The sequence below is a fragment of the Zobellella aerophila genome, from assembly GCF_039539325.1.
GTDB classification, from domain to species: domain Bacteria; phylum Pseudomonadota; class Gammaproteobacteria; order Enterobacterales; family Aeromonadaceae; genus Oceanimonas; species Oceanimonas aerophila.
Genome location: NZ_BAABCX010000001.1, coordinates 257,219 through 282,623, shown reverse-complemented (window position 1 = coordinate 282,623; position 25,405 = coordinate 257,219). Strand labels below are relative to the sequence as shown.

General features: G+C 59.7%; 23 protein-coding genes. 9 read left to right on the top strand and 14 right to left on the bottom strand.

Annotated elements, in window-relative coordinates; genetic code table 11:
• The first annotated feature begins 305 nt into the window (after positions 1-305).
• The 5 genes from siaA (at position 306) to ABD806_RS01320 (ending at position 5,256) form a co-directional block, all read left to right on the top strand.
• Positions 306-2,279, top strand: coding sequence for a biofilm regulation protein phosphatase SiaA (gene siaA, locus ABD806_RS01340; RefSeq protein ID WP_344953952.1), 1,974 nt, complete (start codon positions 306-308; stop codon positions 2,277-2,279).
• 117 nt (positions 2,280-2,396) lie between these two features.
• A complete protein-coding gene (gene siaB / locus ABD806_RS01335) occupies positions 2,397-2,939 on the top strand; it encodes a biofilm regulation protein kinase SiaB (RefSeq protein WP_344953949.1) in 543 nt (180 codons plus the stop codon).
• 20 nt (positions 2,940-2,959) lie between these two features.
• Positions 2,960-3,346, top strand: coding sequence for a biofilm regulation phosphoprotein SiaC (gene siaC / locus ABD806_RS01330; RefSeq protein ID WP_344953946.1), 387 nt, complete (start codon positions 2,960-2,962; stop codon positions 3,344-3,346).
• Positions 3,339-4,142: a biofilm regulation diguanylate cyclase SiaD gene (gene siaD, locus ABD806_RS01325; protein ID WP_344953943.1), complete on the top strand. Its 804-nt coding sequence runs from the start codon at positions 3,339-3,341 to the stop codon at positions 4,140-4,142. The genes siaC and siaD overlap by 8 nt, the downstream gene beginning before the upstream one ends.
• A gap of 64 nt (positions 4,143-4,206) precedes the next feature.
• Positions 4,207-5,256 (top strand): NADP(H)-dependent aldo-keto reductase, encoded by a 1,050-nt coding sequence (locus ABD806_RS01320; RefSeq protein ID WP_344953939.1) that lies wholly within the window; start codon positions 4,207-4,209, stop codon positions 5,254-5,256.
• Between the two features lie 23 nt (positions 5,257-5,279).
• Here ABD806_RS01320 and ABD806_RS01315 read toward each other — a convergent pair whose 3' ends face one another.
• The 4 genes from ABD806_RS01315 to ABD806_RS01300 form a co-directional block, all read right to left on the bottom strand.
• Positions 5,280-5,762, bottom strand: coding sequence for an SRPBCC family protein (locus ABD806_RS01315; RefSeq protein WP_344953937.1), 483 nt, complete (start codon positions 5,760-5,762; stop codon positions 5,280-5,282).
• A gap of 27 nt (positions 5,763-5,789) precedes the next feature.
• On the bottom strand, positions 5,790-6,416 hold the full coding sequence (locus ABD806_RS01310; RefSeq protein WP_344953934.1) for a LolA family protein: 627 nt from the start codon (positions 6,414-6,416) through the stop codon (positions 5,790-5,792).
• Positions 6,417-6,418: 2 nt separating this feature from the next.
• On the bottom strand, positions 6,419-6,910 hold the full coding sequence (locus ABD806_RS01305) for a cupredoxin domain-containing protein (RefSeq protein ID WP_344953931.1): 492 nt from the start codon (positions 6,908-6,910) through the stop codon (positions 6,419-6,421).
• A gap of 99 nt (positions 6,911-7,009) precedes the next feature.
• Positions 7,010-8,428 carry a glycine cleavage T C-terminal barrel domain-containing protein gene (locus ABD806_RS01300; protein WP_344953928.1) on the bottom strand — a complete coding sequence of 473 codons (1,419 nt, stop codon included), beginning with the start codon at positions 8,426-8,428 and terminating at the stop codon, positions 7,010-7,012.
• Positions 8,429-8,601: 173 nt separating this feature from the next.
• On the opposite strand from ABD806_RS01300, the gene ABD806_RS01295 reads away from it, so the two are divergent.
• A complete protein-coding gene (locus tag ABD806_RS01295; protein WP_344953925.1) occupies positions 8,602-9,459 on the top strand; it encodes a LysR substrate-binding domain-containing protein in 858 nt (285 codons plus the stop codon).
• A 38-nt stretch (positions 9,460-9,497) separates the two neighbouring features.
• Here the strand turns inward: ABD806_RS01295 and ABD806_RS01290 are convergent, their stop codons facing one another.
• Positions 9,498-9,977: a GlcG/HbpS family heme-binding protein gene (locus ABD806_RS01290; RefSeq protein WP_344953923.1), complete on the bottom strand. Its 480-nt coding sequence runs from the start codon at positions 9,975-9,977 to the stop codon at positions 9,498-9,500.
• Between the two features lie 166 nt (positions 9,978-10,143).
• On the opposite strand from ABD806_RS01290, the gene ABD806_RS01285 reads away from it, so the two are divergent.
• The gene (locus tag ABD806_RS01285; protein WP_344953920.1) at positions 10,144-10,818 is read left to right on the top strand and encodes a winged helix-turn-helix domain-containing protein; all 675 of its coding nucleotides are present in this window, start codon (positions 10,144-10,146) and stop codon (positions 10,816-10,818) included.
• Positions 10,799-12,139, top strand: a complete 1,341-nt coding sequence (locus tag ABD806_RS01280) for a sensor histidine kinase (RefSeq protein ID WP_344953917.1) — start codon at positions 10,799-10,801, stop codon at positions 12,137-12,139. The genes ABD806_RS01285 and ABD806_RS01280 overlap by 20 nt, the downstream gene beginning before the upstream one ends.
• A gap of 47 nt (positions 12,140-12,186) precedes the next feature.
• Here the strand turns inward: ABD806_RS01280 and ABD806_RS01275 are convergent, their stop codons facing one another.
• The 3 genes from ABD806_RS01275 to ABD806_RS01265 all read right to left on the bottom strand — a co-directional run bounded on the left by ABD806_RS01275 (position 12,187) and on the right by ABD806_RS01265 (position 16,084).
• Positions 12,187-13,656, bottom strand: coding sequence for a sodium:solute symporter family protein (locus ABD806_RS01275; RefSeq protein WP_344953914.1), 1,470 nt, complete (start codon positions 13,654-13,656; stop codon positions 12,187-12,189).
• A 350-nt stretch (positions 13,657-14,006) separates the two neighbouring features.
• Positions 14,007-15,218 (bottom strand): M24 family metallopeptidase, encoded by a 1,212-nt coding sequence (locus tag ABD806_RS01270; RefSeq protein ID WP_344953912.1) that lies wholly within the window; start codon positions 15,216-15,218, stop codon positions 14,007-14,009.
• 305 nt (positions 15,219-15,523) lie between these two features.
• Entirely contained in the window at positions 15,524-16,084 is a 561-nt protein-coding gene (locus tag ABD806_RS01265) for an acyl-CoA thioesterase (protein ID WP_344953910.1), read from the bottom strand.
• Positions 16,085-16,430: 346 nt separating this feature from the next.
• Between ABD806_RS01265 and tyrR the strand changes: the two genes are divergently transcribed.
• Entirely contained in the window at positions 16,431-17,987 is a 1,557-nt protein-coding gene (gene tyrR / locus ABD806_RS01260; protein ID WP_344953907.1) for a transcriptional regulator TyrR, read from the top strand.
• Here tyrR and ABD806_RS01255 read toward each other — a convergent pair.
• The 6 genes from ABD806_RS01255 to lpxH all read right to left on the bottom strand — a co-directional run bounded on the left by ABD806_RS01255 (position 17,947) and on the right by lpxH (position 25,396).
• Positions 17,947-18,330, bottom strand: coding sequence for a diacylglycerol kinase (locus ABD806_RS01255; protein WP_344953904.1), 384 nt, complete (start codon positions 18,328-18,330; stop codon positions 17,947-17,949). The genes tyrR and ABD806_RS01255 overlap by 41 nt on opposite strands.
• A gap of 11 nt (positions 18,331-18,341) precedes the next feature.
• Positions 18,342-20,318 (bottom strand): LTA synthase family protein, encoded by a 1,977-nt coding sequence (locus ABD806_RS01250; RefSeq protein WP_344953901.1) that lies wholly within the window; start codon positions 20,316-20,318, stop codon positions 18,342-18,344.
• 474 nt (positions 20,319-20,792) lie between these two features.
• On the bottom strand, positions 20,793-22,424 hold the full coding sequence (locus ABD806_RS01245) for a phosphoethanolamine transferase (RefSeq protein WP_344953898.1): 1,632 nt from the start codon (positions 22,422-22,424) through the stop codon (positions 20,793-20,795).
• Positions 22,425-22,680: 256 nt separating this feature from the next.
• Positions 22,681-23,952, bottom strand: coding sequence for a sensor histidine kinase (locus tag ABD806_RS01240; RefSeq protein ID WP_344953895.1), 1,272 nt, complete (start codon positions 23,950-23,952; stop codon positions 22,681-22,683).
• Positions 23,945-24,619, bottom strand: a complete 675-nt coding sequence (locus ABD806_RS01235) for a response regulator transcription factor (RefSeq protein ID WP_344953892.1) — start codon at positions 24,617-24,619, stop codon at positions 23,945-23,947. The genes ABD806_RS01240 and ABD806_RS01235 overlap by 8 nt, the downstream gene beginning before the upstream one ends.
• Before the next feature lie 45 nt (positions 24,620-24,664).
• Positions 24,665-25,396, bottom strand: a complete 732-nt coding sequence (gene lpxH, locus ABD806_RS01230) for a UDP-2,3-diacylglucosamine diphosphatase (protein ID WP_344953889.1) — start codon at positions 25,394-25,396, stop codon at positions 24,665-24,667.
• Positions 25,397-25,405 lie beyond the last annotated feature (9 nt).

Below are 25,405 nucleotides of genomic sequence, written 5' to 3'. Positions count from 1 at the left end.
GAATCTGGTAATTATACGGACCGGCGCCCTACTGCCCTGGAGATGTTCGTCTTCAATGCCGCTCCCCGACGCCGGCCCTCACTCTCGATAACCCCAGCGTCTTGCTTACGATTCACGCTGCCGCCCTCGTACAACCGCTTGTGTTCCGACCAGGCACCTGCACCGGAATCCTTCACCCTGCCATCAGTCCTGAAAATAACAGTGCAATTTATAAGGCTAAAGGATAAATTAGCCGCTTCCGGGTGCATATGGCACCCATACAATGAACATCTATGCCGAACATCATAAGATAAGGAACTTCAAGAATGGCGACGTGGGGACTGGGTCTCAGGGCAAAATCCATCATGGCCCTGTTGATTGCCTGCCTGGTGGCCCTGATCCCCTCGGGTCTGATCGGCTGGCAGGTACTCGGTGCCGTGCAGGACCATTTCGGCAAGGCCTATGCCCGCAACTTCACCCGGCTCAGCCGCCAGCAGATACTGGCCCCCGTGTCCCGAGAGCTGGCCCTGGCACGGCGGCTGGCCGGCGCCGTGGTCACCCGGCACTGGCTGCGGGATGAAACCAACCCCGAGAAATCCGCCGTCTTCTTCGAAGAGGCCCGGGGCTATGCCGATGATTTTCGCAGCCATTCCTACTTTATTATCAGCGCCCGCTCGAACCAGTATTACTTCAACGATCCCGGCCAGGCCTTCAGCACGGCCCCCCGCTACCGGCTGGATCCGGCCAAGGAGGACGACGGCTGGTTTTTCAACTCCATGGCCGGCAACGCCCCTTACAACATCAACGTCAACCAGGATACCCGGCTCGGGCTGACCCGGGTGTGGATTAATGTGCTGATCAAAGACGGTGAGCAACCGCTGGGAATGGCCGGTACCGGCATGGACCTGAGTAACTTTATCGAGCAGTTCATCCGTACCGAGGAACCGGGGGTAACGCCGATGATTATCGATATACAAGGTGCCATACAGGCCCATCCCGATGCCAGCACCATCGCCTTCGGGGCCACCACGGGAGCCGATCTGCGGGGGCGTCATCTGTTCGCCATGGTTGATCAGCAACAAGACCAAAGCCGCCTGCGCCAGGCCCTGGTGCGCGCCGAACAGTCCCCCGATCAGGTAGTGCTGGAGTGGGTCACCCTCAACAGCCAGCGCCAGCTGCTGGCGCTGGCCTATATTCCCGAACTGCGGTGGCATGTGGTCACCGCCGTGGATGTGGCTGTCGCCCACATCCTGGAGCACCCCTGGCTGCACAAGGCGCTGTTCACCCTGGTGCTGATGCTGGCGCTGCTGCTGTTTGCCCTGGTCTATGCGGTGGAAAGACTGTTGCTGAATCCGCTGCGGCGACTACAGGGCTCGGCGTCGGCCATCGCCGAAGGTCGCTCCGATGTCAGCCTGCCGCCACCCTCCAAGGATGAAATCGGTGATCTCAGCCAAGCCTTCGGGGTGATGGCCGAGAAGGTAAAGCGGCACAGGACCGAGCTGGAGGAGAAGGTCATCGCCCGTACCCGGGAACTGGAAAAAAGCCATCGGCAAATCAATGATTCCATCGATTATGCCAGCCTGCTGCAGCGGGCCATACTGCCCGATCGCCAACTGACCCAGGTGCTGGGGGAACAGCACTTTGTCATGTGGCGCCCCAGGGACGTGGTGGGCGGTGATTTTTACCTGTTCCAGCGCGAAGCAGACCGTTTCCTGCTGGGCCTGGTGGACTGTGCGGGCCACGGTGTGCCCGGCGCCCTGATGACCATGCTGGCCCGGGCAGCCCTGGAGCATGCCATCTCCCAAACCGGTATCCAGTCACCAGCGGCCGTGCTGAAACAGGCGGATCTCACCCTGCGAGGCATGCTGCAGGACTGCGAGCTGCCACGGGGCCTGGCCACCACCATGGATGCGGCGCTGGCCTTCGTGGCCCCCGGACAACAACGGCTGGTGTTCGCCGGAGCCAGGATGTCCCTCTACTGGAGCGATGGCCGGCGGGTGGAGGAAATCAAGGGCAACCGCAGGTCCCTGGTGGGCCGGCAGAGTGGCGACTATCAGGACATCAGCCTCGAACTCAGACCCGAGCGCATCTATTACCTGACCACAGACGGATACCTGGACCAGGCCGGCGGCGACAAAGGCTTTGGCCTGGGCAACAGCCGCTTCCGCCAATTACTGCAGGCCCATGCCGCCAAGCCACTGGCGGAGCAGGCGGAAGCACTGAAACAGGCACTGGATGAATACAGCGGCGCTTACCCCCAACGGGACGACATTACCCTGCTCGCCTTCAGGGCGGTATGAGCGCAGGATGCGCTTACCCATAGGCCCACTATGCGGTGCACCTGCTGCCTTGATCGCGTCCTGTTGGGACGGCGACGAAATCATGAACAATCACGGGACACACCCTGGAACCATGTCATGCATCATATTGATCTTCTCTCGTTACGAGAACAATTTAACCAAAACCAGATATTGCTCTGTTTCAACGGCGCCATCTCCCGCAGTCTGATTGAAGAAATAGGCAATGCCCTGAAAAATTACCTGCATGAAGACCAGGCCAAGCCGTCGGCGGCCATGGACGTATTCGGCGTCTATATCGAACTGACCCAGAATATCCGCCACTACGCCCAAAGCCGGGGCTACAGTGAAATAGAGAGCGCCGCCACCGTGGTGGTCGCCAAGGATCAAGACAATCGTTACCAGGTGCTTGCCGGCAACCTGGTGGAGCGTGCCGATGGCCAGGCACTGTGCGACAGAGTGACCACCATGGCCACCATGGACAAGGCCGAATTGAAGGCCGCCTACAAGGCCCAGCTGCGCCGCCCCAGGGACGCTGACCAACACAGCGGCGCCGGACTGGGTCTGCTGGATGTCGCCCGCAAGACCTCTCAACCCCTGGTCTCCAAACTGATTGAAACCGGAGACGACAAAGCCTTTTTCAGCCTGCTGGCCGTCATATGAAAGTACAACGGAATTTAGCCATGACCATGAACTCTCTCAATATCGAAGGTAGCCGCTCAACACCCCAGATCCTCTGCAATGCCGATACCGGGGTGATTTCCATGCGGGGGGACGCCTACCCGGAAAACTCGTTCGAGTTTTTTCATGGGCTGATCGACTGGGTAGCCCAATACCTAGTCGAAACCACCCACCCCCTGGTGCTGGAGCTGTACCTGATCTATATGAACACCAGCAGCGTCAAGGCGATGATGGATATCTTCGATATGCTCGAAGACGCCCACCGGCAGGGAAGAGAGGTCGCCGTCCACTGGTATTACGATCCGGAAAATGAACGGGTGGTTGAACTGGCGGAAGAGTTCAGGGAAGATTTAACTTTCCCTTTTACCATCAGCAGCGTCGATGAGTAATCACCAACCCATACCCGAAGACGATGCCGGACAAGACGCCTGGCTCGAAACCCTGATCGTGGATCCGGCCAACAGCAATAATCCCCTGCTGCCGGCCCTGCAACTGCTCTGCCGGCGCGATCGGGAGCACAAGAAACGCCTTAACCGCCTGCTGCGCATCTCCGACGGCTATTATGCCCTGGCCCGGGCCGAGACCGACTCTCTGCTTAAGCACAGCAATCAACAGATACGCCGCCTCGAAAAAATCAGCCGGATCTCGGATCGCTACCAACAATCACTGCTCGAATGGAATGAACAACTCAGGCGTGCCGCCCTGCGGGATCCCCTGACCGGCCTGGCCAACCGGCGAATGATGATCGAACGCATAGAAGAAGAGCAGGAAAGGGCCAGGCGTCGGCACACCGACTTTACCCTTGCGATGCTGGACGTGGACTATTTCAAGCAAATCAATGATACCTATGGCCATGAACTGGGCGATAGGGTGTTATGTTCCATCGCCGATGCCATCAACAGCAACTTGAGAAACTATGATCTCGGGGCCCGCTGGGGAGGCGAGGAATTTATGATACTGCTGCCCCACACCGGCCTGACAGAAGCCAGGGATATCTGTGCACGGGTGCAGAAGGCCCTGGCCGGTGTCAAATTGGCGCAGACCGGCCAGACACTGAATATCACCGCCAGTATCGGCCTGACCCCCTACCGGGGCCAGGAGGAATACACCCAGACCATAGACAGGGCAGACAAGGCGTTGCTGCGGGCCAAGCGCGAGGGGCGCGACCGTATCGAAGTGGCCTGACGCGGGACCGCCACCCGATCCACACGCACACAATACGCTCACCGACGATGAGGGACATATGCCGATGAAATACCAACAACTGGGTACCACCGACATCAAGGTCAGCCTGATAGGCCTGGGGACCATGACCTGGGGAGAGCAGAACAACGAAAGGGACGCCCATGCCCAGCTGGATATGGCGCTCGACTACGGCGTCAACCTGATCGATACCGCAGAGATGTACCCGATACCGCCAAGCCGAGACACCCAGGGTGCGACCGAGCAGATGATAGGCAACTGGCTGAGCGCTTCCGGTAAACGGGATCAACTGGTACTGGCCACCAAGGTGGTGGGGCCATCAAGGACCCCCCGGCGCCCTTCCTATTTCCGTGACGGCCAGGCCAAACTGGACAGGCGGAACCTGTTCCAGGCGATAGAAGGCAGCCTGCGCCGGCTGAACACCGATTACATCGATCTGTATCAGCTGCACTGGCCCGATCGCACCACCAATACCTTCGGCCAGCTGGGCTTTCAGACCCTGGCGGACGAGCAGACCGTGCCTATCGAAGAAACCCTGGAGGCACTGCAGGCGTTGCAACAAAGCGGAAAAATCCGTCACTTCGGGCTATCAAACGAGACCCCCTGGGGTATGCATCAGTACCTGTTGCAGGCCGGACGCCATGGCCTGCCCCGCCCGGTCAGCATCCAGAATCCCTACAACCTGCTCAACCGTACCTTCGAGATCGGCCTGTCCGAATTCAGCCTGCGCGAGCGGGTGGGCCTGCTGGCCTATTCGCCGTTGGCCTTCGGCCTGCTCACCGGAAAATATGATCACGACCCGTTGCCCGCTCACGCCCGGCTGACCCTGTACAGCCGCTTTGCCCGCTATCTGGACCCCCGGGCCCGGGCGGCCAGCTCACGTTATTCGGCTCTGGCCCGGGAGCATGGCCTCAGCCCGGCCCAGCTGGCCCAGGCATTTGTCAACAGCCGGCCTTTTGTCAGCAGCAACCTGATCGGCGCCACCAGCCTGGCGCAGTTGCAGGAAAATCTCGAAAGTATCAGCCTGGAGCTGAGCGACGAACTGCTGCAGGCCATCGAGGCCATCCACCTGGAACGGCCCAACCCCTGTATCTGACCTCGAGCGATCTAATGAGGCGGCTATTCATCATGCGCCATACCGATTAACCGCGCATTGAGCCGTTGCGCCAGACCCATGGCGCCGTCGGCCATAACCGCATTATGACTCCATACAAATATCGGCCGGGCGATGGGTGCCGTCAGGTTCATCCACAGCCGGGTGGTGCGCACCCGCCACTCGTAGCGAACCTGGGTGGTCTCACCCAACTCGGATAACTGCCAGCGCCCCGTCCCCTGCAGGTCACCGCTGGCGATCCCTTCTATCAGCCGGGGTGACCGATGACGGACCACTCGTATATCAAAGCAGAGACGGTAACCCAACCGGCTTTTCCAGTGGTATCTGTATACCCTGCCGATACCGTTATCGTCACCCGGGTTCAATTGCTCAACCCGCTCCAGTCCCCGCCACCAGGCCGGCCAGTGTGAGGAATGCCGGATCACCCTGTATACCTCCTCGATGGGGGCGGCTATCTGCCAGATGCTCACCATACTGAATGTCGCCATCAACGCCGCCTTTCCTGACCGCCAGACTCAGGGAGTAAAAAAATCATCGGGTAACCGGGGATCAAGTTCGATATTCTCCAGCAGGACAGTCTCGATTTCCTGCCCCTGCCGGCCAAAGCTGACCACCTTGAGCGGAAACAGGCTGCCGCTGTCCAGCCAGACTTCATAGCGGGCCACCTCGCCCACCGTCGCCCGCCCCATGCCATCGACAATCAGGTGCAGGGCACTTTTCTCGCCGATGGACGTTTCTCCCAGCAGCCCGGTTTCTCCCTGCCGTTGCAACGCCTGCAGGTTGGCCAGCAGGGTACCGACGTCGGACTGATCGACCCTGTGCCCCTTGGCACTGCGCACCAGGCGATTATCCGGGCTGAGGGAAAAACCGGGATGACGATGGGGTGAGCCAAACGGCCACAAGCGAACCCGGCGGCTAAGCGGACTGTAGATAAGCACGGCGCCCTTGAACGGCGAGATAAGATCCATGCGTACGAAACCGGGCTTGCGATAGCCATAACGCATGACCTGCATGTCACGCGGGCCCAGGCTGCGCAGCGTCAGCCGGTAGGATGACAGCCGCTCGAAGCGCACCCGCGCCTCGGCCACTGGATCGGCATCCACCACCCCCAGGGTCATCACCAGTAACAGCTCTGTCAACATGGTTACTCCACCACCTCCAGCGTCCCGACCATGCCTTTTTCCTTATGGCTGGCAAAAAACAACAGCTTTTCGCGACAATAGAAGGTGATCCTGCCCAAGGCCCGCGGAGTAAAGCTCACGGTTTTTTCCCTTTCATCCAGGGCCACATCGACATCTATGCCCGCCCGAGGCGACCAGATAATCAGGCTGTGAGGCACCAGACCCGGCTCCTTGCTGACAATAAGCTCCACCGGCACACCGACTTTCACGACGATGTGCTCCGGGTTGAATAAATAATTCCCCCCCTCGATGCGCACACGCTGCACCCCGTCACCGGCGATCGTTGCCAGATAGGTATCCTGCGCTTGAGCCACGGACAGGGGCAGGCTCGGGCCCGCAAACAGCAGCACTCCCAGTAACCAGCCCTTCAATTTCGCCATACCGCTACCCGGCCCCTGGCCCGCTTCCGGCATCACCGTTACCGGGGCAGGCTTTCCATCATGTACCTTCAGCATAGCAATGACCGGGAGACGGCGGATGCCGATAGTAGTCATCCCGTCATGTCGGCTGCCCGGCACCGCCGGCTTACGGACTCGGCAGGCCTGGTGGTGACCTTAGCGATGCAGGCGCTCTCCTTTGGGATCATAGAAAATGGGGCTGGTGATCTCCGCCTCCAGCACGCGGCCGTTGCCCGGCAGGCAATACACCGTCTGACCCAGGCGCCTTGAACCGCCTTTCACCAGGCCCAGGGCAATCGCCTGGCCCAGGCAGGCGCTGTAATGGCTCGCCGACACCAGGCCGGCCATCTGCGCCGGGCTGGCAGGCTCGGGATCCAGCGCTATCCGCGCCCCTTCCGGGATCAGCACCCGGGGATCCTTAGCCCTAAGGCCGATCAGCTGCTTGGGCGCGGAGCGCGACCGGGAGCCTCTGTCGCTCGACCGAGCCATCACAGTGTCGTCCGGGGTCACAAAGCCGTCCCTGTCCTGGCCGACGATGACAGTGCCCTTCTCGGCCCGCAGCACCTGCATGGCCTCGGTGCCGCAAGGGGTGATATTGAGCCCGGCCCCCGCGTCCATCAGCGCTTCCCACACATGCAAGCCATAACTGGCCTGCACCTGGACTTCGAAGCTCAGCTCACCGGTAAAAGAGAAGCGGAAGATGCGCGCCGCCACCCCGGCCACCGTCGCCGGCCGCCAGTCCATGAAGGCAAACGCCTCGCCGGACAGATCCACGCCCTCACAGACCTTTTCCAGCACCTTACGGCTGTTGGGACCCGAGACGGTCATGGCCGCCCACCGCTCGGTCACACCGCTCATGTACAGCTCCAGCTCCGGCCATTCGGTCTGGTGCCACAGCGCCAGCCACTGCAGCACGCCTTCCGCCCCGCCGCTGGTGGTCATGATGAAGTGGTCGTCGCCGAGGCAGGCGAGCAGGCCATCGGCGAAGACAGTGCCGTCTTCCTCGCACATCAGGCCGTAGCGGCACTTGCCCACGCCCAGCTTGGTCCAGCCATGGGTATGGATGCGCCTGAGAAATTCCCGGGCGTCCGCGCCCCGGATGTCGAGCTTGCCCAAGGGCGAGGTATCCATGATCCCCACGCCATGGCGGGTCGCCAGGCATTCCCGGTCGACCGCCTGATGCAGGTTCTCGCCCGGCTTGGGATAAAACCAGGGGCGCCGCCACGGCCCCAGCTCCTCAAACTCGGCGCCCTGTCTGGCATGCCAGGCATGTATGGGAGTAACACGCGCCGGTTCGAACAAGTTGCCCGTATCGCGCCCGGCCCGGATCCCGAAGGTCGCAGGGGGGGTGTCGGGACGACGCGGGGTAGTGCCTCTGTCAGAAATGATGTTGTTCAGGCTCGGGCCGGCCGCAGGCGCCGCGAACAAGGCATCGCTGGCCTGTATCCTGTCCAGCAGCAGTGGCCGCCACGCGGTGACGCCGGGCACGACACCGATCAGGGCGTCCCACCAATCCGGCTTGGAGCCGGCATCACCGGCCAGGTGAACTTGCGGATTTTTTGAATGCTTTGGCATGCGGTCACCTGTTCCTCTTGGCTGGCAGCGAAGCGGGATGACGCCGCTAAGCCTGAGCGATCCCATGTAACAATCCCATCGATGTCAAAGAAGCGTAAGGCAAGGCTTTATATTTGTTAAATTAATATGGACAATGTAATCATTAATAAAATAAATAAAGATGGGGTTACTGGATGAAAAACCTGCCGACGGATCTGTTGCGTACCTTTGTCACCATCAATCAGCTGGGCGGCTTTACCCAGGCCGGCGAGCTGCTCGGCCGCTCCCAGCCCGCCATCAGCCTGCAGGTCAAGCGCCTGGAAGAACTGCTCAATGTGCGCCTGTTTAACCGTACCGGCGGCCTGCAACTGACCGAGGAAGGCCAGCTGCTGATGAGCTATGCCCAGAAGATGCTGGATCTAAACGATACCGTGGTATCCCGACTGGACTCGCCCAAGGTCAGTGGCGCGGTGCGACTGGGGATCCCCAATGATTTTGAGGTGTCTTTCCTGGCCACCACCCTGGGCCGTTTTGCCCAGGCCTACCCTAATGTCACCCTGGATGTGAGCAGCGACATCAGCGTCAACCTGCTGCATGATTACAAAAAAGGGGAATACGATCTGGTGATGGCGATTGAAGACAGTAATCAGGAAAACAGCCAGCTGAGCGACTTTATCCTGGAGCCCCTGGTGTGGGTACGCAGCAGCAACCTGGTGCTGGCGCCGGATGCCCCCCTGCCGCTGATCCTCTATCCCAAGGGTTGCCTGTATCGCAAGTCGATTATCCGCGCCCTGACTGACGCCAACATCCCCTGGCGTATCGTCTACAGCACCGCCAGCCTGCTCGGGATCCAGGCGGCGATCAAGGCCGGCCTCGGTATCAGCGCCCTGGCCAAGAGTACGGTGCCCGAAGGGCTGGAAGCCTCGATGGAATACAACGGCTGTCCCAGCCTGGGCAGCGCCTCGGTGGGATTCTGCTACAACGGGGCCGAACTCACCCCCGCTTCGCGCAGGCTGCTGGATTATTTAAAGGCCGGATTGAACAAGTTGTAGGCAGAACCCGGCCCTTGCCGGGCGGGTTCACGCCGGTATTACTTCAGCACGGCGGCCAGGGCGGCTTCGGCACAGGCCTGATCCAGGTGGCCGCCCGGTGCGCCACCGATGCCGATGCCGCCCACCAGCTGATCGGCGACCTTGATCGGCATGCCGCCACCCAGGATCAGCATGTCCGGGTGCATTTCACGCAGGCCAAACAGGGCCGGCTTGTCGGCAATATTATTGGCCAGATCGGCGGTGACCACGCCCATGGAGGCGGAGGTAAAGGCCTTCTTGCGGGCACTCTCCACCGTGTGCGGACCGGCCTGCTCATGGCGGGCAAAGGCCTTGAGCCCGCCCGCACGATCGACCACGGCCACACTCACCCGGTAACCGTCCTTGGCGCACTGGGCCAGACCTTCGCCGACCAGTTTCAGGGCAGTGTCTGTGGTCAATACCGGGGTATCTACCGTTTGCGCCTGGGCAGTCATGGTCGCGCCGGTCAAAATGAGGGTAGCCAGATATTTCTTCATCATCGTCATCTCCTGAGTGGATAAACCGCTGTTGCTCGAATGCCGATAACTATAGGTGCCAAACCTTGCTTCCACCTTGCCATAAGATTACAAGATGGAAAGGTTGCGCCCGGACTCCTTCCCCCTTGATACAATGTCACCGCCGAGCCGGCCCATGCACGGAGTATTCATGAATTTATTACTGGTGGAAGACGACCCCAAGATCGCCGCCTTCGTGAGTCGGGGACTCAGGGAGCAGGGGTTCGCCGTGGTCCATTGCCAGCGCGCCGAAGAGGCCGAAGATCAGGTACTGGATCAGGATTTCGACCTTGCCATCGTCGATATCATGCTGCCGGGCCGGGACGGTCTGAGCCTGGTTCGCCAATGGCGCGGCCAGGGAGTAGCCATGCCGATCCTGCTGCTGAGCGCCCGACGTTCGGTGGACGACCGGGTGCAGGGGCTGCGCCTGGGTGGCGACGACTACCTGACCAAGCCGTTCGCCTTCAGCGAATTGCTGGCCCGGGTCGAGGTGCTGCTGCGCCGCAGCCGGACCAGCATGTCCGAGTCCGAGCTGCGTCTCGCCGATCTGCGTCTGGATCCGGCACGCAAGCAGGCCTGGCGGGCCGGGCAGAAGCTCGGCCTGCAACCCCGGGAATATGTGTTGCTGGAGCTGTTGCTGCGCAATCAGGGACGGGTGGTGTCCCGTACCCAGATCCTGGAGCAGGTCTGGGACTTTCGCTTCGACCCCCAGACCAATGTGGTGGATGTACTGATCTGCCGGTTGCGCAACAAGATTGACAGGGATCACGACCCCAAACTGCTGCACACCCTGCGAGGTATCGGCTATGTCCTTCGTGTTCAGTAAACGCCGTCCGGCCACCGGCCGGGTGCTGACCATCTGGTATCTGCTACTGATGACCCTGGTCACCGGCGGCCTGCTGCTGGCCGGCGACCATATGCTGGGCAAGCGCCTGCTGGAAAAGGACCGGGCGCTGGTCGACACCCTGGTCGACAACTATGCCCGCATCAGCCGGGATGCGGGCATCGACAAGCTGGGTCATGTACTCGACCGGGATCGCGATTTTCTGCAGCTCAGCCACTACCGGGTGCGCCTGACCGGCATGGACGGCAAAACCCGGTTCCAGTCCGGGACGGCGCCGGCCGAATCGCCCCCGGCCGGCGGCCTGCTCGACGACGGCAGCTGGAGCCGAACCCTGACCCTGGACGGCCACCGGCTGCAGGTGGCCCTGGCCGCGGACGCCCGCCAGCAAGACCTGGCCCGTTACCGGCAGACCATGCTCACCCTGATGGTATCCATGCTGCTGATCAGCCTGGTGCTGGTCGCCCTGCTTAACCATCGCATCCTGCGCCCGCTGCGCGGCCTGATCCGCCGCGTCGAGCGGCTGCTGCAGGACGGCCTGGATCAGCCCGTGCCTCTGACCGCGTCACCGCGCAGCGAGCTGGGCCAGCTGACCCTGCTGTTCAACCGGCAGATGGGCCGCATTCACCAGCTGGTATCCAGCCTGCGCCATGCCCTCGACAGTGCCGCCCACGATCTGCGCACCCCTTTGACCCGTCAGCGGCTGAGCATAGAGCAGGCCCTGGCCCAGGACACTCCCGAACAGTGGCGGGAGAGCCTGCTCGACTGCGCCGAGGAAAACCAGCGCATGGGCGAGCTGATCGATTATCTGCTGGCCATTACCGCCGCCGAGCAGGGCCTGGATGCCAACCGCAAGCGGCCCTGCGAACTGAGCCCTATCCTGCATGAGGTAGCCGACCTCTATGAGCTGGCCGCCGAGGACAAGGACATACGACTGGTGACCGACATCCACCCGCAGCTGTGCCTGAACGCCGACGCGCAGGGCCTGCGTCAGGCCTTTGCCAACCTGCTGGATAACGCCATCAAATACACCGCCCCCGGTGGCCGGGTTGTGCTCAGTGCCATGGCGGAAGACGGCGGTTGCCGGATCCGGCTGCAGGACTCGGGCTGCGGCATTGCCGAGCAGGACTTGCCGCATATCTTCGAGCGCTTGTATCGGGGCGATCTCAGCCGGCAGAGTCCGGGCCACGGCCTGGGGCTGGCCCTGGTCAAGGCGGTGATGGAGGCGCACCAGGCGCGCATCGAGGTATTTACGGACCCCTCCGGCACCCGGGTGGAATGCTGGCTGCCCACCGCTCAGGCATAAAAAAGCCCGGATAAACCGGGCTGAAGACCATGACACCGATGGCTTATTCAGTTGAGCCGGTATCTTCCCACCGGCTGGGTAGCGGTGGAAGATGCGGTCAGCTTGCTGACGGCCACATAAACTACCGAGGATGCCAGGCAGCCATACAGCGGACCTTCGACCCAGCCGACCTGGGTGAACAGCAGGAAGCTGCCGCTGGTCACCAGGCCGGTCAGCATGGCCGCCAGGGCGCCGTAGCTGTTGCCACGCCAGAAGGAAGAGATAAACACCGGGCCAATCATCACCGCCAGCAGGGTGCCTGAGCCCAGGATACCCAGCCAGGACAGCATAAAGGGCGGCGCATAGAGCATCATCAGGAAGCCGACCAGGCCCAGGATGGCCACCCAGCTACGGTTGATCCACAGGATCCGGCTGTTGGACGCCTTGCTGTCGGGGAACAGCGCCGTCCTCAAGTCATGAGAAGCGGCGCTCGATACCGTGTGCAACAGGGAGTTGGCGGTCGACTTCATGGCGAACAGGATAAACAGGGTGATCACCCCGGCCAGGGCGGGATGCAGGAAGGTCGACAGATACGCAGGCATCGCCTGATCCGCCTGCGCCAGCTCGGGATGGGCAACACGCACATACATGCCCACGATCGGCACCAGGCTCAACAGACAGCCCATGGGGGCGACCCAGATCGCCACCTGATGCATCTTGACCGTCGGTTTGAAGGCCAGGAAACGCACCGCCATATAGGGCAGTACCGCGGTAAACAGGAAGGCATAGGGCAGCACCAGGAACACGGACCCCTTGCTTTCGCCATAGGGAGCCGAGGTGGTGGGGTTGAGCAGCTCGGGATCGATGGCGTTGAGCCGGTCAATCAGTTCCAGCGGGCTGATATCGGTAAAGATCTGCACCATCATCACCAGGGCGCCGATGCCCATGCCGGACACCATCAGGGTATCGGTCCAGGCCACCGCCGCCAGTCCGCCCAGCATGGTATAGAGGATGATCACGGAAATCATCAACAGGGCACTGTCATTCAGGGAAATGCCCAGCCAGGATGCGCCCAGCAGGCCGACCGCCTTGATCTGGCTGGTCAGGAACACCAGCAGCAACACTATGGTAATGACCGCGGCCACGCCCTTGACCCAGCGCGCCATCAGGCCTTCGCCATGCACCTGGGCCACATATTCGGGAATGGTGCAGCTGCCCAGCTCGTCCGCCCGCTTGCGCAGGAAGTTGGCAAAATAGAGTACGGCGATCACCATCGCCGGGGCGAAGAAGAAGTTGCCCAGCACTTCAATGGAACCGAATTCATAGGCCACGCCGGGAGAGCCCATAAAACCCCAGCCGCTGAAGCCGGTGGCCACTATAGTGCCCGCCCCGACAAAGGGACCCAGGCTGCGGCCGGCCACCAGGAAGCCGGCGGCATCGCTGTCCTTGATCACCCGGCTGGATAGATAGCCGATCAGGATCAATATTCCGAACGACCCCAGCAACAGGGTCCAGTTTAACCATTCATAATTTTCCATTATGTAATCCTTGTCTCTGTCCTTGTTATGACGTGGCAAGCGCACCGGTATCTGTATTCAACAGTCCGCATCCCTCTTCACGAATTCGCGATAGCAATAAACGAGTACGGCCCAGCCGATAATGGCGGCGTTCAGATAGCTAAACCATTCCATGGTCCATGATTCAAATAACATGACTTCTACCTCTTGGAGCAGTCCCTATAAAGACTGGCCTGTTGTTCCTTGAGTGCAGCTGCTTAACCGGGTCGGCTTCGCCGAAAGCAGTGCGGCAATTAATGTTCCGTCTAATTGCGTCGGCACCTCTGTGCCGTTCTGTTAAAAAGCCCGCGTCACGGCGGGCTTGAGGAGGATTATCCTTTGATGATGTTGTACTCGGGACCGAAGGGGAAGCGGGTGATGTTCTCGACCCCACTGTCGCTGATCACCAGGATGTCGTGCTCGCGGTAGCCGCCGGCGCCGGGCAGGCCTTCCGGCAGCATCAGCATCGGCTCCATGGACACCACCATGCCCGGCTCCAGTACGGTGTCGATATCCTCGCGCAGCTCCAGGCCGGCCTCGCGGCCGTAGTAGTGGCTGAGGGTGCCGAAGGAGTGGCCGTAGCCGAAGGTGCGGTATTGCAGCACGTCGTGCTGGGCGAAGATCTCGTTCAGTTCGGCGGCGATGTCACTGCAGCGGTTGCCGGCCTTGATCAGCTCCAGGCCGCGACGGTGCACCTTGCAGTTGATTTCCCACAGCGCCAGGTGACGGTCGGAGACATGCTCGCTGAACAGGGTGCGCTCCAGGGCGGTGTAGTAACCGCCGATCATCGGGAAGGTGTTCAGGCTGAGGATATCGCCGGCCTCGATCCTGCGGCTGGTCACCGGGTTGTGGGCACCGTCGGTATTGATGCCGGACTGGAACCAGACCCAGGTGTCCATCAGTTCGCCATGGGGGAAGGTACGGGCAATCTCGCGCACCATGGCCTGGGTGCCGGCCAGCGCCACTTCGTACTCGGGTACGCCGACGGCGATGGCGTCACGGATGGCGGCGCCACCCACATCGGCCACCCGGGCACCCTGCTTGATAAGCTGGATTTCTTCCGCCGACTTGATCATGCGCATCTTCATGGTGGGCACGCCGATATCGACGAACTCGGCATCCGGCAACGCCGCCTTCAGCTTGTCCAGGTTTTGCAGGCTCAGGTGGTCGAACTCCACACCCACGCGGCGGGCCCCGCCGATAAGCTGCTGCACACCGCGGAAGAAGTTGTCTTTCTGCCAGTCGGTATACACCAGGTTGTCGCCCAGGGCGTTGCGGCGGTAGGGCTGGCCACCGTCGATGTTGGCGGTGATGGTGGTATGGATGTCCTGGGTCACCGCCAGGCCATAGTCCCGACCGAAGCGACAGTAGACGAAGTCACTGAAATAGTTGATGTTATGGTAAGAAGTAAAGAGCACAGCGTCCACGTCGTTGGCGGCCATGTAGCTGCGCAATTTGGACTGGCGTGACGCCATCTCTGCTTTGGAAAACATGCCTTGTACTTTGTCGCCATTGGGAATGGTCAGGGTCTGTGGCATTTGCATCGTAACACTCCTTCCTTGTTGAGACTGAATCAATGCGTCCGGTTGAAACCGTCTTCCGGATTAACGCATGACCCTGATGCTAATCCCGGCCATCACATAACAAAAATGAATACTTTAAATAAGATCATTAACTATATTAATGCCATGTTTAGACACAAGGGATTCTCTTGCACAGGTGCAAGCGGACTTCAAATGGATGGAGCTCCGCCGACGGGAGTCGCTATATCAGCCGGAGGATGCAAGAGAAAGGTGGAAAGCGGTTCCCATGCGGTTGCACGGGAACCGGGAAGCAGATTTAGGGGGACTCAGCTACGGACGATCTGGCAGTTCTCGCCCTTGAGCATGCGTATTTCCTGGGCAAAATCGATCGCCTGCCTGGCTTCGCTCATTTCCCGGCGATGATTACGGTTCAGTTGCTTACGCAGCTTGCCGACGGCAAAACGCTTGATTTCCTGGTCATCTTCGAGGATCAGCCCGGGAACCGGCACGGGTTTGCGGGTAATTTCGTCTACCGCCACCATGGTGAAATAGGAGGTATTGGTATGCTTGACGATGCCGTTCTTAAAGTCTTCCGACACGACCTTGATGCCCACTTCCATCGAGCTGGTGCCCACATAGTTGACCGAGGCGTACAGGGTCAGCAACTCGCCTACTTCCACCGGGTTGACAAAGTCCACCGAATCGACCGAGGCGGTCACGCAATAAGCCTTGGCGTGGGATGCGGCGCAGGTGTAGGCAATTTTATCCATCAGTGACAGGATCACGCCACCGTGCACCTTGCCACCGAAGTTGGCGTAGGAAGGCACCATCAGCTCTTTCAGGATAACTTGAGAAGACTTGACTGTTCTGAAGCTCGGCTCGTTCATGGTTTTCTGATATTCACTCTTTATATTTTATGGGCGTTGGTGACTCAAATTGCACCCAAAGGCGTAATGCCGCTCAGTTAACGGGATTGATTGGCTTTCAAGCCGACCTTCGGCGCCAGGGATGACACAGCAGAGCCCCCAAGGATCGGTTTACGGCGTGTCGGCGGGAAGCTAATTAATCCCGTTTGACGCTTAACTGACAAGCATTAACCCAAAGGCGCTATTTAAACAATTTGTGATTAGGATGTATGACTTTATCGCTTTCTGCAAACGCTTAGTGACGACAGGCTCGAATCCGCGCCTACTGTAAGGTATTATTTACACTTTGCATATCGAGGCGGGATAGATGCGTTTAAAGGTAAATTGTGAAGATCGCCTGGGCCTGACCCGGGAGCTGCTCGATATTCTGCTGGAGCACCAGATAGACCTGCGCGGTATAGAAATCGACATCAGCGGCATCATCTACCTTAACTTTCCCACCCTCGATTTTGCCACCCTGCAGCACCTGATGCCGGCCATCCGCCGCATTCCCGGGGTGCATGACGTCAAGACCATTCCCTGCATGCCCTCGGAGCGGGAACACAACGCCATCATGGCATTGCTCACCGCCCTGCCCGATGCGGTGGTAGCGGTGGATACCCTGGGCCGCATTACCCTGGCCAACGATGCGGCCTGCAGCCTGCTGGCGGAGAACCAGGCAAGCCTGCAGCACCAGCCCCTGGGACCCAAGTTGAAGGGGGTGCATGTCACCCGTTGGCTGGAGCAGGCCGACCCCAAGCCGCTCAGCGAAAAAGTGGTGATGGCCGGTGAACCCCACCTGGCCGACTTTCTGCCTATCTGGGTTGCCGACGAAAGCGGTGAGCAGAGCCTGGCCGGCGCCGTGGTGGTGTTCAAGTCGGCCCACCGGGTTGGCCAGCACTTCAAGGTCATGCGCAGCAAGGAAAGTCCGCATTTCGACGGCTTTATCAAACAGAGCCCGACCATGGCCCTGCTGCTCAAGGAAGCCCGCCGGCTCGCCACCCTGGATGCTCCCTTGCTGATCCAGGGGGAAACCGGTACCGGCAAGGAGCAGCTGGCCCGAGCCTGCCACGCCGCCAGCCTACGCGGTGAAGGCCCCTTTATCTTGCTCAACTGCGCCGCCATTCCCGACGAGGCCGCCGAAAATGAGCTGTTCGGCTATGGGCCCGGTGCCTTTGGCCATAACAAGGACGGCAAGCGCGGGGTGCTGGAACAGGCCAACGGCGGTACCCTGGTGCTGGACGAAATAGGCGAGCTGTCACCACTGTTGCAGCTCAAGTTTTTGCGGGTGCTGCAGGATGGGGTGTTCCGCCGCCTTGGCGACGAGCAGGAAGTCAAGGTGGACATCCGGGTGATTTGCACCAGCCAACAGGATCTGGCGGCCCTGGTGCAACAGGGGCTGTTCCGCCAGGATCTGTTTTACCGGCTGAATGTGCTGAACCTGCGCCTCCCGCCGCTGCGGGAACGGCAGAAGGATATTTTACCCCTGAGCCTGCATTTTTGCGGTCAGTTCGCCGCCGAGCTGGAACGTCCCCGTCCCCGGCTGGCCAGGGAACTGACCGATTACCTGTGCCATTACCCCTGGCCGGGCAATGTACGCCAGCTGAAGAATAGCCTGTACCGCGCCATCAGTCTGCTGGAGGGAGACGAGCTCACCCTGATCCATCTGGCGCTCCCCGAACAGGCCGGCCTGCCGGAGCTGGACGCCCTCTGCGACGGCTCGCTCGAAAAGGCGGTGAAGGGCTTTGAGCGCATGCTGCTGGAGCGGCTCTATCCCCAGCACCCTTCCAGCCGCCAGCTGGCCAGACGGCTCAATATTTCCCATACCGCCATCGCCAACAAGCTCAGGGAGTATGGGATCGGGAAACATAGTCGAGCAAAATAATCCCCCAGGCCAGCACCATCAACAGCAAAGAAAGCAACACCGCCGCCGAGCCCATATCCTTGGCCCGGCCGGCCAGCTCATGGTGCTCGGCACCGATGCGATCGACCACCGCCTCCACCGCGGAATTGAGCAGCTCCACGATCAGCACCAGCAGCAGGCTGCCGATCAGGATAATTGTTTCAACCGCCGTCACCTGCCAGAACAGCGCGACGGGCAGCAGCAGCAATACCAGCAGGCACTCCTGGCGAAACGCCGCCTCATGCCGGAAGGCACTCTTGATACCCTGCCAGGAATAACCCCCGGCTCGTAAAATCCTCACCAGTCCCGTATTTTGTGGTTTCATCGCTGTTGCTGTCACTCGTCGTTGTTAAGGGCCAGAGACTCACTCGCCTCTCTGAGGCGGTGAAGACCCCGATTATAGGCCAGGCTGCCCCACAGGGCGTAGCCCCGGGTTTCCTGCACCATGGCCGCCGTCGGCTCATTCGCCGTCAGGCCATGGCTCCGGACATCATAGCGAAAGCCCTGGGCCGGCCGCTCGGGCTGCAGTACCACCAGCTGATCTCCCTTCAGCAAGGCGAAGTTCTTGTCATATTGCATCAGGGCCCGCCCTTGATAATCGTCGCCCACCTGGGTCAGGTCCCTGCCCAGCATCGGATTTTCGCTGTCGATGCCGATCAGCGACAACAGGGTGGGTGCCAAATCTATCTGGCTGACCAGCCGCGTATCCCGTTGGGCCGTGATGCCTTCGCCCAGGATCACACCGGGAATACGGAAATGCTCGACCGGCACCAGTTCGGCGCCATAGACCCGGGAGTCATGATCCGCCACCACCAGAAACACCGTATCCTGCCAGTAATCTGCCGCCCTCGCCTGGCTGAAAAACTTACCCAGGGTATAGTCGGCGTATTTGGCGGCGTTATTGCGGGTGTTCTTGGGATGATCATACAGTTCGATGCGACCATCGGGAAATTCGAAGGGATCATGGTTGCTGGAGCTGAACACCAGACTGAAGAAGGGCTGGCCCGATGCGTGCTGCCGCTGAAACTCCTGATGCGCCCTGCTCAACAGATCTTCATCACTCACCCCCCAGGAGCCGGTAAAGGCCGGGTCGCGGTAGTCGTCCTGATCGATGATGTGCTCAAAACCGTTACCCAGGAAGAAACTGGCCATGTTGTCGAAGTGGCTCTCGCCGCCGTAAATAAACCCGGTGCGATAGCCCTTGTTTTTCAACAATCGGGCGATGGTGAAAAAGCCGGTCTGGCTTTTGTCCAGCTTGACCACGGCCCGGGCCGGGGTGGGGGTGAAGCCGGTGATCACCGCCTCTATGCCCCGCACTGAACGGGTGCCGGTGGCATAGAGTTGCTCGAACATCCATCCCTCTTGCGCCAGCCGATCCAGGTTGGGGGTCAGGGGTTTGCCGCCCAGGGCACCAACAAATTGCGCGCCAAGACTTTCCTCCAGGATGATCACCAGGTTTTTGGGCCTGCCCCGGTAGCTGGCCCGGTTGACCGTGAGCGTCGGCAGTTCGTCGGAGACATAATCGGCGACCGGACGGCCCTGGGCCAGACGCAGGGTCTCGATGATCTCCTGCTCCGCCATGGCGCCATAAAAGGCGGCGGCATTTTCTTCCTTGCCCAGCTGCTTGACCGCGAAGCCCAGGGAGTAGCTGGAATTCAGCACCAGGGCATTGACCAGCGGATCCGATGAAAAGGCCACCATGGCCGGATTCAACCCCCGGTGTCCCAGGCTTGAGCGGGCACCGGCAAAACCCAGCGCCAGGATCAGCACCGCCAGCAGTGGTCGCCAATACCAGCGAGGTATACTTATGCCCCGGCAGACCCGGGCGGATAACCGCCATAGCCCCCAGCCTGCCAGCGGCAACAGCAGGCCCACCATACCCAGTGCCAGCAAATGACCTTGCAGCAGCATGCCGAACACTTCCCTCGGGTAGATAAGATATTCCACAAACAGCCGGTTGGGGCGTAGATCATAGGTATCGATAAAGGCCGGGGAACTCAGTTCCATCAACAGCAAAAAAGCGCTGCCTGCGGTCAGCCAGAGCCGGATCAGCCACCACCAGACCCGGCCCAGGGTACCATGCCCGGCCAACAGTACGGTCAGCATGGCCGGTACGCCAAACAACCAGCACAAGGTCGACAGATCCACCCTCACGCCCTGCAACAGCACCGGCCACCAGCCCTGGGCATGAGTTACCCGCTCGGCCTGCCACAGAGCCATCCCCAGGCGACTGGCGCTGAGCAGCGCCAGGTTAAGCAGGATAAAACAGAAAAAAGGCCAGAACGGGCCCAAGCACGCCTTTAAACGGGACATATTCACCTCAGAACACCGCCCTGAGCAAGGGCGTAAAAATGTCAACAGCTGGCACCTTAGCTGGCAGCAGGTGAAAAAAAGGTAAAATATCCAGGGCCGAACGGCCTGAAGCAGACAAAACGCCGAGCCACAACAGGCAAGGCGTTGAAGGTCATGTTTCCAAGGTTAAATAACTGTTCCTAATACCGCTGCATCGACCGGGTATCGCTAAGCAGACCCTCTGCGCCAGGGCCGGAAAATGCTCCTGCCGTTCCGGCATTTCCGCCATCCATGGCGGTCAGATGGCGCAGCGGAGCTCTCAGGGGGCCGCTTGCTGCCTGCATCGAGCTTGGTAGCGGACTGAATATCCAGTGAATATTCGCAGCCGTTACCAAGTGAAGATGGCCTTAGTCCATGGCGTGTCTGCGTGCGCTACCCGGTCACTGTCTCGAGTAACCTACTATTTGGAACAGCTATTTAAATCCCCGTGCACCACTATGAATGACGACACGGACTGAAGATATCCAGTTCCTGTCGATAGAGGCCGGTTGATATATCCAGCAAGCCCAATACCGAATCAAACAGGTTATCGTGGGAATACCGGCCGGTTTCAGCTTTGTGTTTCAGGCAGGCATTATCCAGCTTCTTTTCTTCGGCCAAGGCACTGGAAAGCCAGACCAGCATGGGCACCCGGGTTTGCTGCTCGGGGGCCATGGCATAGGGCATGCCATGCAAATAGAGGCCACTTTCTCCCAGGGACTCGCCATGGTCGGAGATATAAACCAGACCCGTATTCCAATGGTCATGGCGGTTATTTAACGCCTTCACCACCTCACCGATGATGTAGTCGTCATAATAAATGGTGTTGTCGTAGGTATTCATCAGCTCCCTGGCATTGCAGTTCTGAATATCGCTGCGGGCACAGTCCGGCTTGAAATGAGCGAATTCATCTGGATATCGCTGATAATAAGTGGGGCCATGGCTGCCGACCATATGCAGCACCAGTACCGTATCCTTGTCTTTGGTTTTTTCGATAGCCTGCTCGAGCGCCCCGAGCAATACTCCGTCCTTGCAATAGTCGCCGTCGCATAAGGGGCCGCCGTCTTCGGGCCTGAACTCGACAGTCGCTATATTCCTGCATACCCCCTTGCAGCCGCCGTCGTTTTCGTACCAGCGGATATCTATGCCCGCATGACTGAGCACATCCAGCAGGTTGTCCTGATGGTCGGCCTGTTCAGGCGAGAAATCCGCTTTCGATAGGTGTGAGAACATACAGGGCACGGATACCGCGGTCGCCGTGCCGCAGGATGAGACATCCCTGAACGAGATAAAGCCCAGCTCCTTGGTGAAGCTGTTGGTGTCGCGCGGGTAGCCGTTGTACGCAAAGTTCATGCTTCTGGCAGTTTCGCCTATCATCAGTACCAACAGGGTATGCTTGCCATTTTCGCTGGGTGCTGCAGATACCGCATCTTCACCCAGGGTCTGATAAGGCAGTGCTTCCTTCAGGTAGGCATCATAAAAATAACCACCGGCACTGGAAACATAGTAGGTGGGGATGATCAGCTTCTTTATATAGCTCTCGTTACGCCCGACCGAGGCATAATCCTTGTAATAAAACAGGGCGATCACGGCGATGACCAGCAGCGACGCCAGAATGGAAAAAACCTTCCACAATAACCCTTTCAGCAGCCCGCCATGGATGATATCGGTTCTGAAGATCACCACAGCAGGTATCACGCCGGTCAACAGGAACCAGAGAAATGACGAGAAATTCAGGTATGACTTGGCCTCTCCCGAATGGGTCTGCAGGATATTGACTATCATTTCCCTGTCAAAAATAACGCCATAATTGTACATGGCGTAGCTCACCGATGATGAAAGCAGCACCAGTATGATAAACAGGCCCTTCTCTATGTATTTGATAGCCAGCAGGGTAAAGATGATATTCAGGCAGGCGACAAAGAAAAAGGGAATGGAGATGATAAAACCAAGCTTGACCCGTTCCAGGTGATCGAGGATATCGACCAGCTTGGCTATCAGGGGAATATTCAGCACAAAAAAGAAATACAGCGACAGCAAAAATACAAACCCCAGAGACGAGATACACATGCGTCGGTCGAACAACATAACCACCACCATCAAAAAATATCGGTCGCCGGCGGCCCGGCACAGCTGGACAATAAGCTATCCTGGAGGCACGAAAACACTTTGCCCTCCCCCCAGTTTGCAAAACAACCGTCGTTGATTGGCCAGACCCAGGATAAACGCCCGCTGGTAAAAAAAAGGTCAAAATATTGATGATCGGTGGCGCCGTTTAAGCACCTGCGGAAAAGTTGACAGCCTGTCTGCGTGCGCTCCTCTTCGTCTTATACGCTGTTGTTATTTAAAAATGGATACTGACCCGGGTGCCCGCCGGATGATTGGGTGCTATGGTGATGGTCCAGCCCTGGTGTTCACAGATACGCTGCACTATGGCCAGGCCAAGGCCGAAGCTCGAACTCCCCCCCGGTCTCAGGCTGACGCCCCGTGCCAGCACCTGCGCCAGCGCCTCGGGAGGAATACCGCTACCCGTGTCGTTCACCGCCAGCCAGCGGCCGTTAAACTCGACGAGGATGCCGCCCTCTGCGGTATGATTGATGGCATTGCGCAGCAGGTTGTTGAGGATAGCCGCCATCATAGTCGCCGGCACCTGAGCATCGGCATGACCTTCGGCAACCATGGTCAGGCTGAGTCCCCTTTGCCGGGCCAGCGGCTGCCAATGGCTTATCTGCCGTTCGACCACGGCACTCAGACTGGTCATGGTATCGCTCTGGGAAAGGGAATCCGGGGTCCGGGACAGCTGTAGAAACAGGCTTATTTGCTGCTGCATGTCTTTCAGCGCCCCTTCGATGCGGACCAGCTGGCGCTGCTCCGCGGCAGTCCCCCTCCCAGTTTCCCGCAACATATCGACCGCCCCCTGGATCACCATCATGGGAGTACGCAGTTCATGGCTGGCATTGGCGGTAAATTGCTGTTCGCGCACCAGCAACTCATGTACCCGCATGGCGTAGTGCTCCAGGGTGTTCGCCAACAGGCCGACTTCATCATCCGGGTACTGGCCGCCCAGACGGGGCGCCTCGCCGCTCTGCAGCTGAAACCGGACCACCTCCTCCGCCAGCCGGGACACCGGCATCAGGATTTGCCGGCTCAGCCGCCGGGACAGCCAATAGCCGCCGGTCCAGACCAGCACGATACCGAACACGACGCCGGCAAACACCATCAGCTCGTAACGTTCAAATTCACTCTGATCCTGCACCAGGATATGGGCCCAGCGCCCCTCGTGCCGCACAAAGAGGTTGTAGGCGTGGTCGGACAACAACACCTCGTGGGCACCCACCGGATAATCCCGGAACGAGGATGGCAACCGGCTCAGATCATCGAGCGGCAACTTGTAGTAGGTGGTATCCGTCATCGGCAGCACCAGGGGTTCACCGACCGATTGGTAGCTGCGGATATGATCGGCCAGATCGCTCTGCAGGTGATTGTAGAACAGGGTGTCTTCAAACCAGACGATCAGCAACACCATGCCCACCGCGAACAGGGTGCTGCTGGCGACGATCACCAGGTTCAGGGCCAGCAGCAGCCGCTGGCGGATAGGACGGCGGAAATTAATCATGCGGCTCGGCCAGCTTGTAGCCAACGCCATGCACCGTCTGCAGCAACGGATGGCCAAAGGGCTTGTCTACCTGGCTGCGCAGCAGGTAAATATGGGATTTGAGGCCATCGCTGTCGGGGGGATCGTCGGGCCACAGCTGGCTGGTCAGGGTCTCGCGGCTGACCACCCGGGGCGATTGCTTCATCAATATTTCGAGCAGCTTGAAGCATTTGGGATTCAGGTTGATGGCCTTGCCCTGGCGTTGTACCTGCAGGGTATTGAGATCCATTTCCAGATCGGCCACCCGCAGGATCCTGAACAGCTGTTTCTGGCTGCGCTTGAGCACCGCCTGGATACGGGACAATAATTCGGACAGGGCAAACGGCTTGACCAGATAGTCATCGGCACCCGCATCGAACCCCTGCAACTTGTCGTCCAGCGTATCCCGGGCGGTGAGCATGATCACCGGCACCATGCTCTGCTCCTGACGCAGCCGCCGGCACAGCTCAACCCCGTCCAGGCCCGGCAGGGATAAGTCGAGCACGATCAGGTCGTATTCTGCCCGGCTAGCCTGCGCCAGGGCGGCCGCGCCATTGTGCATGGCATCGACCACAAACTCTTTCAGGGTTAAATAATCGACGATATTGACCAGGATGTCCTGATTGTCTTCCACCACCAGAATGCGCATACGGCTCCCCTGCCTCTCGATATTCAGGTGTCGACCACCTGTATTTTATCCCAACTGCCGCCGCTGCAGCCGCTCCCCTTCGGGGGTCACCCTGAGTACACTGCCCTGGGTATACCAGTCACCGAGCACGATACGCCGGGCAGCCCTGTCGTCAAGGGTGAGCTGATGGATATCGGGCCTGTGGGTATGGCCATGGATCAACAGCTCGACCTTATGCTGCGCCATCTGCCGCTCCACCTCGAGCTGGCTGACGTCCATCAGCATCATGGATTTGGCCTGGTTGGCATTTTGGCTTTTATTGCGCATGCCGTCGGCAACCTTTATACGCCAGCTCAGGGGCAAACGCCGGAACAGCCACTGCAGCCAAGGCCAGTGGGTGATACGGCGAAAACGCTGATAGTCCCGATCATCGGTACAGAGGGTATCACCGTGCATGATCAGCACCGGTTTGCCGTACAGCTCGACCACTGTATGCTCGGGCAGCAGGGTCAGCCCGGCCCGCCCGGCGAAGTCCCGGCCCAGCAGGAAGTCCCGGTTGCCGTGCACAAAATAGACGGGTGTGCCCTGCCCCACACAGGCCCGACAGGCCTCGGCGACGCAGGCGTGCAGCGGGTTCGGCTCATCGTCGCCAATCCAGAATTCAAACAGATCGCCCAGTATATAGAGGGCATCGGCCCGGGGAGCCTCCTCGGCCATAAAACGCAGGAAGGCGGCGGTAATATCCGGACGTCCGGTGCTCAAATGCAGGTCGGCAATAAACAGGGTGGTCTGATTCAAGGGGAAACT

Bases quoted from the DNA above. Each gene is read 5' to 3' on its own strand.
- ABD806_RS01285 (WP_344953920.1), top strand. From the start codon at position 10,144: ATGAATTTATTACTGGTGGAAGACGACCCCAAGATCGCCGCCTTCGTG.
- ABD806_RS01310 (WP_344953934.1), bottom strand. From the start codon at position 6,416: ATGTTGACAGAGCTGTTACTGGTGATGACCCTGGGGGTGGTGGATGCC.
- tyrR (WP_344953907.1), top strand. From the start codon at position 16,431: ATGCGTTTAAAGGTAAATTGTGAAGATCGCCTGGGCCTGACCCGGGAG.
- ABD806_RS01295 (WP_344953925.1), top strand. From the start codon at position 8,602: ATGAAAAACCTGCCGACGGATCTGTTGCGTACCTTTGTCACCATCAAT.
- siaD (WP_344953943.1), top strand. From the start codon at position 3,339: ATGAGTAATCACCAACCCATACCCGAAGACGATGCCGGACAAGACGCC.
- ABD806_RS01290 (WP_344953923.1), bottom strand. From the start codon at position 9,977: ATGATGAAGAAATATCTGGCTACCCTCATTTTGACCGGCGCGACCATG.
- ABD806_RS01255 (WP_344953904.1), bottom strand. From the start codon at position 18,330: ATGAAACCACAAAATACGGGACTGGTGAGGATTTTACGAGCCGGGGGT.
- ABD806_RS01245 (WP_344953898.1), bottom strand. From the start codon at position 22,424: ATGTTGTTCGACCGACGCATGTGTATCTCGTCTCTGGGGTTTGTATTT.
- ABD806_RS01235 (WP_344953892.1), bottom strand. From the start codon at position 24,619: ATGCGCATTCTGGTGGTGGAAGACAATCAGGACATCCTGGTCAATATC.
- ABD806_RS01250 (WP_344953901.1), bottom strand. From the start codon at position 20,318: ATGTCCCGTTTAAAGGCGTGCTTGGGCCCGTTCTGGCCTTTTTTCTGT.
- ABD806_RS01265 (WP_344953910.1), bottom strand. From the start codon at position 16,084: ATGAACGAGCCGAGCTTCAGAACAGTCAAGTCTTCTCAAGTTATCCTG.
- ABD806_RS01320 (WP_344953939.1), top strand. From the start codon at position 4,207: ATGAAATACCAACAACTGGGTACCACCGACATCAAGGTCAGCCTGATA.
- ABD806_RS01270 (WP_344953912.1), bottom strand. From the start codon at position 15,218: ATGCAAATGCCACAGACCCTGACCATTCCCAATGGCGACAAAGTACAA.
- ABD806_RS01300 (WP_344953928.1), bottom strand. From the start codon at position 8,428: ATGCCAAAGCATTCAAAAAATCCGCAAGTTCACCTGGCCGGTGATGCC.
- siaB (WP_344953949.1), top strand. From the start codon at position 2,397: ATGCATCATATTGATCTTCTCTCGTTACGAGAACAATTTAACCAAAAC.
- siaC (WP_344953946.1), top strand. From the start codon at position 2,960: ATGACCATGAACTCTCTCAATATCGAAGGTAGCCGCTCAACACCCCAG.
- ABD806_RS01280 (WP_344953917.1), top strand. From the start codon at position 10,799: ATGTCCTTCGTGTTCAGTAAACGCCGTCCGGCCACCGGCCGGGTGCTG.
- ABD806_RS01240 (WP_344953895.1), bottom strand. From the start codon at position 23,952: ATGATTAATTTCCGCCGTCCTATCCGCCAGCGGCTGCTGCTGGCCCTG.
- ABD806_RS01275 (WP_344953914.1), bottom strand. From the start codon at position 13,656: ATGGAAAATTATGAATGGTTAAACTGGACCCTGTTGCTGGGGTCGTTC.
- siaA (WP_344953952.1), top strand. From the start codon at position 306: ATGGCGACGTGGGGACTGGGTCTCAGGGCAAAATCCATCATGGCCCTG.
- ABD806_RS01315 (WP_344953937.1), bottom strand. From the start codon at position 5,762: ATGGCGACATTCAGTATGGTGAGCATCTGGCAGATAGCCGCCCCCATC.
- ABD806_RS01305 (WP_344953931.1), bottom strand. From the start codon at position 6,910: ATGCTGAAGGTACATGATGGAAAGCCTGCCCCGGTAACGGTGATGCCG.